Source organism: Candidatus Melainabacteria bacterium RIFOXYA2_FULL_32_9 (genome assembly GCA_001784615.1).
Taxonomy (GTDB): Bacteria; Cyanobacteriota; Vampirovibrionia; order Gastranaerophilales; family UBA9579; genus UBA9579.
The window spans coordinates 1-10,062 of sequence record MFRQ01000087.1; the positions used below are offsets into that span (position 1 = coordinate 1).

At 33.7% G+C, this 10,062-nt stretch carries 6 protein-coding genes and 1 pseudogene; 3 read left to right on the forward strand and 4 right to left on the reverse strand.

From position 1 onward, the window contains the following. Window positions 1–252: 252 nt before the first annotated feature. On the reverse strand, window positions 253–1,446 hold the full coding sequence (locus A2255_01545; GenBank protein ID OGI19918.1) for a hypothetical protein: 1,194 nt from the start codon (window positions 1,444–1,446) through the stop codon (window positions 253–255). A 311-nt stretch (window positions 1,447–1,757) separates the two neighbouring features. Between A2255_01545 and A2255_01550 the strand changes: the two genes are divergently transcribed. After that, window positions 1,758–2,231, forward strand: coding sequence for a hypothetical protein (locus tag A2255_01550; protein ID OGI19919.1), 474 nt, complete (start codon window positions 1,758–1,760; stop codon window positions 2,229–2,231). A gap of 450 nt (window positions 2,232–2,681) precedes the next feature. Here A2255_01550 and A2255_01555 read toward each other — a convergent pair whose 3' ends face one another. Further along, a complete protein-coding gene (locus A2255_01555) occupies window positions 2,682–5,462 on the reverse strand; it encodes an aminopeptidase N (protein OGI19923.1) in 2,781 nt (926 codons plus the stop codon). Window positions 5,463–6,150: 688 nt separating this feature from the next. Between A2255_01555 and A2255_01560 the strand changes: the two are divergent. Then, window positions 6,151–7,473: pseudogene (locus A2255_01560) on the forward strand (RNA helicase). 871 nt (window positions 7,474–8,344) lie between these two features. Here A2255_01560 and A2255_01565 read toward each other — a convergent pair. Together A2255_01565 and A2255_01570 are read right to left on the reverse strand one after the other, a co-directional pair. Beyond that, on the reverse strand, window positions 8,345–8,611 hold the full coding sequence (locus A2255_01565; GenBank protein OGI19920.1) for a hypothetical protein: 267 nt from the start codon (window positions 8,609–8,611) through the stop codon (window positions 8,345–8,347). Window positions 8,612–8,743: 132 nt separating this feature from the next. Continuing rightward, window positions 8,744–9,046, reverse strand: a complete 303-nt coding sequence (locus A2255_01570; protein ID OGI19921.1) for a zinc-binding protein — start codon at window positions 9,044–9,046, stop codon at window positions 8,744–8,746. A 659-nt stretch (window positions 9,047–9,705) separates the two neighbouring features. Between A2255_01570 and A2255_01575 the strand changes: the two genes are divergently transcribed. Further along, window positions 9,706–9,927, forward strand: a complete 222-nt coding sequence (locus tag A2255_01575; protein ID OGI19922.1) for a hypothetical protein — start codon at window positions 9,706–9,708, stop codon at window positions 9,925–9,927. Window positions 9,928–10,062 lie beyond the last annotated feature (135 nt).

Sequence of the window (10,062 nt, forward strand, 5' to 3'; positions counted from 1 at the left end):
TTGTAGGTGACTCAGTCACACTATTAAAGTCCTTAACTATTTCAACCTTATATATGTGCCTTTGGCACTTCTTATAAGTATTAATAATCCATATTTAATTTAATATATTAACTATAAAAGTAGATTGGATAATTGTTATAGTTATATTAATTAAAACTACGACTTAATTAGCTAATAACCGGTTTCTGATTAAAGATCAGAATTTTATATAAAAGACGGACTAAAAAAGATAAAACTACTTAAAAGTTTTGATCAAAAATAACGGTATTCTTTTTTGCATTCAGTTACCCACCTGACTTTTATTATGAAAGTAAGAATTCCTAAAGTGAGTATAGTTGCAAAAATACCTGGTGCTGAGGTTCCAAAAAACTGAAACAAAAAACCACCAAGCACTGGAGCAATAATTCTTGCTAAAGTATCAATAGAAGAAGATATGCCGAGTATCTCGCCTACTTTATTTTTCTCAACCGATTTACTCAACAGGCTGCTAATTATAATCTCGTAAATTCCACCCGCTAATGATAAAGGAATAAGAATGAGCAATAACATAATTATATTTTGCGTGAAAGCCCACCCCAATAACGAAAGAGTCATCAGTACAGTAGAAGCAAATATTAGAGGTCTTTCCTGAAATACTTCTAATAATCTTCCAACAAGATACCCTTGTACCAGAACGATTAAAATTCCTATATAAGCAAACATATATCCTATCATTTGAGCACTGAGATCAAATCTATACTGTGAATATAGCGAGAAAGTTGCCTGAAAAATAATGAATGCAAAGCCAAATACAGCATCTATGCTAAATAAAGCAATAAGTTTTTTACTTTGAAGAATTGGACTTATATCTGGTATTAGTGAAATTCTGCTTTCTATAGTGTTAGTTCCTCTTTTTAGGGATTCAGGCAGAAATAAATAAATTGCTATCAGGTTAAAAAATGATACGCCTGCTGCAACAAGAGCAGGAGTCGATATTCCCCAAATGCTTAAAACACCTCCTAAAAATGGTCCAATTACAAACCCTAGTCCAAACGTAGCACCTAATAATCCAAAACTTTTAGAACGCTCTTCTTCACTTGTAACATCGCTTATATATGCTTGCGCAACTGCGTAATTGCTTCCTGTTAAACCGGAAATAATTCTACCCACAAAAAGCATAAAAATCGAGCTTGCCAGACCAAACATTAAAAACCCTATAAAATCACCAATAGTACTGATTATCAACGCAGATTTACGACCATATATGTCAGATATTTTCCCAAAAATTGGCACAGCTAGGAATTGTGCAAACGAGTAAGAGGCAAACAAAAAGCCTATAGTAGTAGCATTTGCCCCAAAAATTTTGGCATAAAAAGGTAAAAGAGGCAGAATAAACCCAAAGCCTACTATATCCACAAAAATTACTATAAGTATAGGTATTATGCGCTTATTAAACATTTTACACATTCAATCTCAGGATTTTACCTTAGATATAGAATATTAATGGGTTTTATTGTTTTAACCAATCTGCTCATTAACATAAACTACTATTTAATTATTTTTCAGGGTCTTCATCTTTTCACAAGTTATTTTGCTTTTTTAAAATTCAAAATGTTTAATCTGTAAAGATTTATACTATTAAAATTATTGAAAGATTCTAATGTGAGTGATAATATTACCACTTATGAAAATACATATAAAGATTTGTCAGGAAAGTTTATCTCGCTTTAATAAAAGCAAAAAGTTTTTGAGTAGGTTAGCATTTAAGTGCAATAAAAATGAGAAATAGTACGCTACAATTAGTTAAAACAAGTTTTCAAGAATCACTTGGCATAATATCTGGAAAAAGCAGAAAGGAAAATGCTGTAGCTGCAGCTCTCACTTTTGCACCCAATATACCAGCTTATCTTATGCCATCTTACTTTCAAGCAAGTAAGGCTGGAAATGCAGAAAATATTGAAAAATCAGAAGGTCTAAGAGGAATAATAACGGGTGGACTAGATGGAGCAGTTATTGGAGCTCTTACTGCCCGAAAAAAAGCATTAACGCCTAAAAGAATAAGTATTTTTATTGGCATAGGCGCTTTATTAGATTACATATCAAGCAGAATATTACCTCCTTTAGGGGAAAAATTGGGCAAAAAGGTTTATCAACTAGGGCAGGACAAAAATAAGACAGCTGAGGTAAAACCTGCACAGGGAAATTCCCAAAAAACATTTCTGGGACAACACCGTTTCTCAAAACTTGCTTAATGCTGATAATAAGTAAGCAAGAAAAAGTTTTTACATAAAATTTTAAATGTCATCCCGAATTTATTTCGGGATCTAACCAGTTGGCAACATTGGTAAGATGCTGGATCAAGTCCGGCATGACATCCAGTAAGAATTTTTTCTTACCTCCTTATTAAGGACAGCGAAAAAAATACTTACGCATTTTTTATTGCTCGTTTATTTAAAGAAAATTTGAATAATCAGAAAAGCAGGCAGGATAAGGTCTTGTGTCATGAATATACCTATGCATCACTCCTGATTCAGGATAGCTTAAATTAAAATAGTTTATAGTATATATCAAGACAAATAGAAGATTTAGCTATTTACAAGTTTGTCAAATTGATAACAGGAGTTACGTAGCACAAGGTAGAGTATTCTGATTATTGAGCTTTTAAAGTTCTAAATCTTCAATCACCTTATTTTTCAGAAAGTTCAATTAGATGTTCCTTCAGTCTGTTTTGCTGAGAGCAGATCAAGACTTTTGCTAACAATTTCTTTCACGTTATTTGAGTTTACATTGTCACGGATACGTTCCAATTGCTCTTTAATCAATTCCTGACGCTTATTATCAAACCTATGCGGTGTAGATAGACGTTTGGAAAGACCTGCGGCAAGCATTGGGTTGAATTTATCAATTTCAATTATCTGATTTGCGAGAAATTTATATCCTGAACCATCTATATTATGAAAATGCTTGGTATTTGAAGCAAATCCACCAACAAGACTGCGAACACAATTTGGGTTTTTCGCATCATAAGCTTCGTGCTTTAATAATGTTTTGACATTATCTAGCACATCAGGACGGTCTGCAAATGCCTGATCAGCAAACCATTGGTCAATAGCTAACCGATTGTCTTTATTCTTCTGATAGAATGAATTCAGTTTTTCTGTACGTGTTTTTTCATCCGCATGATCAAGAATAATACCTAATGCAGCGCGACTATCTGTCATATTATTTGCACGATCAAACTGTTCTATCGCTAAATTGAGATATTTTTCAGGATTTGCGGTAACCAGATAATTTAGTACAGTATTTTTTATTGCTCGCTGACCTGCATCTTCCTTATTCCATTCATAGGCTCTATTTTCAGTAGAACAACTCTCATTAAAACGCTTTAATAACATAGGTTCAAGTGCTTTACCGATTTCTTTTTTTGCCTGTTTACGTGCAGCAAAAATAGCATCTATATCTACTTTTCCATCAGGATAAAGTTCTGATAGATAGCTTGTACTTGGTAGCATTAAGGTACGTGCTGCTAGAGCAGGATCAAGCTCTTTATCTTCAAGAACTCCCTGGAACGCTTTTATCAAATGATCGTCAACTTTTCTGGGTTTACCATTTTGATGAGCTTCAATTAGCTCTTTTAATACATCTATACCAAGTTTTTGACCTGCTTCCCAACGGTTAAAACCATCATTATCTTTTGCCATCAGGAATGTAAGATCATCACGATTATAGTCATAATTGAGCTTTACAGGCGCCGACCAGTTACGTAATATAGATGGAATGGGTTTTTCAGGAACATTCTTGAATACAAAGGTAGTTTCATCATTTTTCAAATTCAGAATATCACCATTTGTCAATAAATCTGCCTGTGATTCATCTAACTGTAACGGAATATCATTTCCTTTAGAATCCAATAGACCAACACGTATTGGAATATGGAAAGGTTCCTTTGTTGGTTGCCCTGGAGTTGGTGGGGTAGATTGCTTAACAGTTAGTTTATATTCTTTTGTTTCAGGATCATATGAATCTTTTACATCCAATGTTGGAGTACCAGCCTGGTTATACCAGGTTTTTTCAAATTGACTAAAGTCTTTGCCTGATGCATCTTCCATTGCCTTTATAAAATCTTCTGTAGTTACAGCCTGACCATCATGGCGATCAAAGTATAAATCCATACCTTTACGAAAATCTTTCTCACCCAGCATTGTATGGATCATACGAATAATTTCTGCTCCTTTTTGATAAACAGTTGGTGTATAAAAATTTTCAATAGAGCCAACTGAAGCTGGACGAATAGGATGCGCCATTGCACTTGCATCTTCAGGGAACTGGTTTGTACGCATATAAGTTACGTCATCAATACGTTTTACTTCACGGGAATTTAAATCAGAAGTGAATTCCTGATCTCTAAACACAGTTAAACCTTCTTTCAAGGTAAGGTCAAACGGTTTTTGCAGAGTTACACGGTTACCAGTCCAGTTATGGAAATATTCATGTCCTGGCGTGCCCTGTACATATTCATAACGGGAATCTGTTGCTGTTTGAGGGTCTGCCAGAATTGCTGAAGAATTAAAAATATTCAGCCCTTTATTCTCCATAGCACCAAAATTAAAATCATTTGTGGCTACAATCTGGAACAAATCAAGATCATATTCACGACCAAAACGTTCTTCATCCCACTTCATGGCATCTTTAATTGATTTCATAGCGTGATCGGTTTTATTCTCATCACCTTTATCTACAAATATTTGGATTTTTACGTCACGACCTGATTTAGTCCTAAATGTATCTTCTTTAACTGCCAAATCACCTGCTACTAGCGCAAAGAGATAAGATGGTTTTTTGAACGGATCATGCCAGGTAATCTTTTCACGTCCGTCTTCAGTAATTGTGCGTTTACCTGGATTCCCATTAGAAAGCAATTGTGGATATTTACCTTTGTCAGCGACGATAGTTGTAGTAAATTCGCTCATTACATCAGAACGATCCAGATAGAAAGTCATATTTCTAAAGCCTTCTGGCTCACATTGTGTCACGAATTTGCCACCTGAGGTGTAAAGACCATTTAATGAACGATTTTCTTTTGGATTAATACGTGTTTTAGTTTCTAGAGTAAATTCACTATTGGGCAAATTCTTGAGAATGAGTTCATCATCTTCACGGGTATATTCATCTTTAGAAAGCACACGGCCATTTACCTTTACTTCCAATAGTTCCATAGTTGGTGTTTTAGAACCTTCTGGAGCTGATTCTGGTGCCCCATTCAGTTTAATAGTGTTAGGAGAATCTTTCGAAATTGGATTTGGACGCACCTTTAACTTGGATGATACTACTACATTATCTTCTGCAAGTAGTTCAAATGTGAGATCAGTCTTGTCAATCAAATGCGAAGGAGGCGTATAATCCTTCAGGTGTAATTCAGTCGGTTTTTGTGAGCCAAATACTGGACCTGGATTTAAAGCGGCTCGATTATTCTTATTATTCATCACAGATGAGTACCTTTCTGAAGATCCAAAATGCACATTACCCAAAGAAGAAAGATACTGTGCTGTTGTTACAAACTGACCACTAGAATTAACAGGATTTTTTAATTCTTGAACTTGAGTTTCTGCTATTCGTTTTGACGGTTTATTCCTACCTTCATTAATAGCCTTTAATCCAAAACTAAAAGGGGTAACTTCCATTTTTGCCTTCCTTTTTTTGTTTATAAACTCTAAAATCAATTTTTTATAATTCATACTTATATAAAACACACTCAAAAAAAAATTTGCTAATAAATTTAAACTTTTTTCAAGAGAGAATTTTTGCATATGAATGAAGAAATTCATTGAATTAATATTTTCTGGATTATCCTAGAATAATATCATTGATTCCAGATTTATTTTGATGGCAAAATAAATTGCCAAGATTCTTGAATAAAGAGCTTGATATAACTAAATTAAAATTCTCAAAAATTATATAGATTTGATAAAGGGCTTTGCCCTTTATCCACCTTTAGGGCGGCAGGGGTGGGTTTTTGAGAATTTGGGCTAAAATTAGTTAGCAATTCAAGTTATTTATTCAAAAATCTTTGAAGTATAATAAGAAAAAATATTAAACCTTTAATGTAATTTAAATGCTCTCTTACATTCTAGGAATGTGGGAGAGCATTTAAATATTGAAAGAAGCAATAAAATGACAAAATTAAGATTCGAAGAGCTTGGATTATCTAAAGAAACGCTTACAGCGATAAAAGATATGGGGTTTGAAGAAGCATCACCAATTCAATCTGAGGCAATTCCAATATTATTAAGTGGGAAAGATTTAATAGGGCAGGCGCAGACAGGCACAGGCAAAACAGCAGCTTTTGCAATACCACTAATAGAAAGACTTGACCCTGAAAGCAAAGAACTTCAGGCAGTGATTTTATGTCCTACAAGAGAGCTTGTAATTCAGGTATCCGAAGAATTTCGTAAACTTATGAAATACAAGGAAAATTTATGGGTAATTCCTGTCTATGGCGGTCAGGAAATAGAAAGGCAACTTAGAACATTAAAGAGAGGTGTTCAGGTAGTAATAGGAACTCCTGGCAGAACAATGGACCATATGAGAAGAGGCTCAATAAAAATGAATTCTGTGAAAACTGTAGTTCTTGATGAAGCCGATGAAATGCTTGATATGGGATTCAGAGAAGACATGGAGACTATACTCAAAGATAGTCAAGGAGAAAGACAAACTATAATGTTCTCTGCAACTATGGCCAAGGATATTCTGGAATTGACAAAGCAGTATCAAAAAGATCCTGTCATTGTTAACGTAACGAATAAAAAAATTAATGCACCGAAGATTCAGCAGGTTTACTTTGAAATACAGGAAAAAAATAAGCCAGAAGTACTTGCTCGTTTATTAGATATCCATAATGTCAAGCTGGCTCTTGTATTTTGCAATACAAAAAGCCAGGTAGACCAGCTTGTCAATGATTTAAAAACACGTGGATACTTTGCAGATGCTCTACATGGAGATATGAGTCAGAATCAGCGTGATAAAGTAATGAACGGATTTAGAAATGGATCTGTTGAAATACTTGTTGCGACTGATGTTGCAGGTAGAGGTATAGATGTAAATGATATAGAGGCTGTCTTCAATTATGACTTGCCAAGAGATGATGAAGATTATACCCACAGAATAGGTAGAACAGCACGAGCAGGAAAAACAGGAACTGCTTTTACATTTGTTACAGGCAAACAAGTCTATAACCTGAAAAGAATAGAAAGAGCTAATGGAATCAAGATTCAAAGACAGTCGGTTCCAACCATAGATGAAATTGAGCTTACAAAAATAAATTCTTATGCCTCCAAAATAACTGAAATCATTGAAGCAGGGCATTTGAGCAAATATGTTAACCAGATTGAGCTTTTTATGGGAGAAGAATATACTTCTCTTGATATTGCAGCAGCTCTGCTTAAGATAACCATTGAAAAAGAAAATGAAGGCTTTGATCATACTGTTGATTTTGAAGCCCCTATTGAGGAAGTAAGACCCCCTAGAAGATCTTCTGATAACAGGTCCAATAAATTTGCCAAATTCGAAAAAGAAGATAGACGATCCGGATTTCCTCGAAGGAAAGGAAATGATTCTCAGGATAAGCCTTTTGATGGACAAAAAAGGGCTTACGATAGAAAGAATGAATCCGAAAAAGAATATAAACCCTCAAGACCAGCAGGACGAAGAAACGACTCTTTTAGAGATTCTAAACCTTTTGACGGTGAAAAAAAGACATATAACAGAAAAAATGAAGGTGAACCCGAATACAAGCCGTTTAGATCTTCAGACAATAGAAAATCAGACTCAACAAAAGGCGATAAGCCATATAATAGAGCTAATAGTGATAACAAAAGTGCACTTGAGAAAGACGGCAGCCCTTCCAGATATTCAGGAAAAAACAGAAATGATTCTTACAAAGAAACCGGCTCTTCCAGGAAAAAGTATGGTAAACCTGGTGAAAATAAGAAACCCGGTAATAAATTTGGTAAGAATAAATAAGGTGCTTGCCTAGAAAGTGTTGAAATGTACTAATAATAAAGAATGTCATTGCGAGCCTGCAACGCAGGCGTGGCAATCTATCCGGTGAGCATTGGAAAGATTGCCACGGTAACACAGTCACTTTTATAAGATCATCAATCTTGATATTAAGATCATTATTAGAGACTTTAATAGTGCAGCTTCCTCGTAATGACAGTTTGGACGATTTTTTAAATTTTATAAATACCGAAAACTGCAAATATTAGAAATCTATTACCAATCATTAAATATTATTCTAGGCAAGCACCATAAATAATATAGCTTAATGTAAACAGGCGGGATTTATAATTCACAATGTTTTCTCAAGTCAAGATACTTCTTGGTACCCTTGCCGTCTACTTCTAAAATGTTTTCTCAGGATTTTGACGCCCCTGATTGTTTCCATGCGAAAGCTGCGCCAGGAATTTCTCGATAGATCCCATACGATTAGGATTTCTTTTCCAGCCTTAGTTTTCCTGATTTCATATGGTTCGCCCGTTCTGGCTCCCATTTCACCGTTCTCTTTTTTATAATTAAATTGAATAATATGACGTGTAAGAATAGCAAGGATTATTTTTTCTCTTATAGTCAGCATAATTGACACTCTTAATTATAATTAATATCGATAAACAGTAGACATTAGCAGAAATATAAATTATTTTCCTTATCTGATAGAGCATAATTTTATAATATTAAAAAGAGCCTTATAAGGCTCTTTTCTTCAATTTTACGCTGGTTTTTTAGACTTTAAATAACAGCTTTTACATAGAATTGGTTTGACTCCAGATGGTTTGAAAGGCACTTGACCTCTTCCACCGCAATCTGCACAAACTACGTCATACATTTTTCTTTCATCGTTATTATTTTTGTCGCTATAGTTTTTTGAATTTTTTCTTGCTATGCGACAAGGTTTACATCTCTTTGGATGGTTTGTAAGACCTTTTGCAGCGTAGAATTCTTGTTCACTGATTGTGAATTCGAAATCATAACCACAATCCATACATTGTAAAATTTTGTTTTGATATGCCATTATCTTGGCTCCTTTTGCTAATTAATATGTTCCGAATGAGACCGAGATAATGAATATCTAAACAGCTTTCTTCAAAAACCTATTTATGTGTAACTCCCTTTAAGGGTATATAAATATAAGACTAATTTTATAGCAACTAGTTCCTGCTATATCAGGATATAGGCTTAATAAAGCAAGTTTCTTATTACACTGGTGTAATAAATAAAGCTCAACGATATGTCGAGCTTTTATAAAAATAAAAATTGATTTTGCATACACCCTTTATTGTACAAATTTAGAAATTTTTTGGGTGATAATATCACCTAACTTATGTTAACGACTGATGCCTTTGAAATAATTGAACTTTGCTAAAATCATCAGTTGTTACAGGAACATTACTATATAGAATCTATAGAGTACTATATGCTATTTTCTTTCTACCAATTTAATTGATTTTAATTGCTCTATATCGTCAACAATTATTTCTATAATATTAAATAGATCATTAACAGAGGCCAACATGTTATTCCTTGCCTCATTTATAAGGATTTTTAACTTTTCATTCATAATTTAACACCTACAATATTTACATCATTTACTTATTAAAAAGTAGATATATCTACTTTTTAATAAGTATAACTTGTAGAATACAAACGGTCAATTATATAAACTAAATTATTATGGATGATAAAGAATTTCTTAGAAAAGTTGGCTTAAAAATAAGCATTATTAGAAAAAGTAAAAAGCTATCACAAGAAAAGTTAGCTGAAATGGTGAATAGTGCAACTTCTTACATTGGCACTATTGAACGAGGAGAACAAAATCCTTCACTAATACTCTTAAAAAAGATATCAGAAGCTCTAGAAGTAGATATAAGAGAGTTTTTTAACTTTGTAATCTAGTTTAAACCCAATTTATGGACTGCAATCCTTTATATAAAAGCAGGGTCAAATTAATTTGACCCTGCTTATCGATTTAATCCGTGCTTAAATAAAAAAGAAGGGATGAGACTTACTTTGACCCAGTCTTTAAGACTT

What these genes read in the sequence shown, in the direction of transcription:
- A2255_01565 (OGI19920.1), bottom strand. Translation starts at nt 8,611, where the DNA reads ATGCTGACTATAAGAGAAAAAATAATCCTTGCTATTCTTACACGTCAT.
- A2255_01545 (OGI19918.1), bottom strand. Translation starts at nt 1,446, where the DNA reads ATGTGTAAAATGTTTAATAAGCGCATAATACCTATACTTATAGTAATT.
- A2255_01575 (OGI19922.1), top strand. Translation starts at nt 9,706, where the DNA reads ATGGATGATAAAGAATTTCTTAGAAAAGTTGGCTTAAAAATAAGCATT.
- A2255_01555 (OGI19923.1), bottom strand. Translation starts at nt 5,462, where the DNA reads ATGAATAATAAGAATAATCGAGCCGCTTTAAATCCAGGTCCAGTATTT.
- A2255_01550 (OGI19919.1), top strand. Translation starts at nt 1,758, where the DNA reads ATGAGAAATAGTACGCTACAATTAGTTAAAACAAGTTTTCAAGAATCA.
- A2255_01570 (OGI19921.1), bottom strand. Translation starts at nt 9,046, where the DNA reads ATGGCATATCAAAACAAAATTTTACAATGTATGGATTGTGGTTATGAT.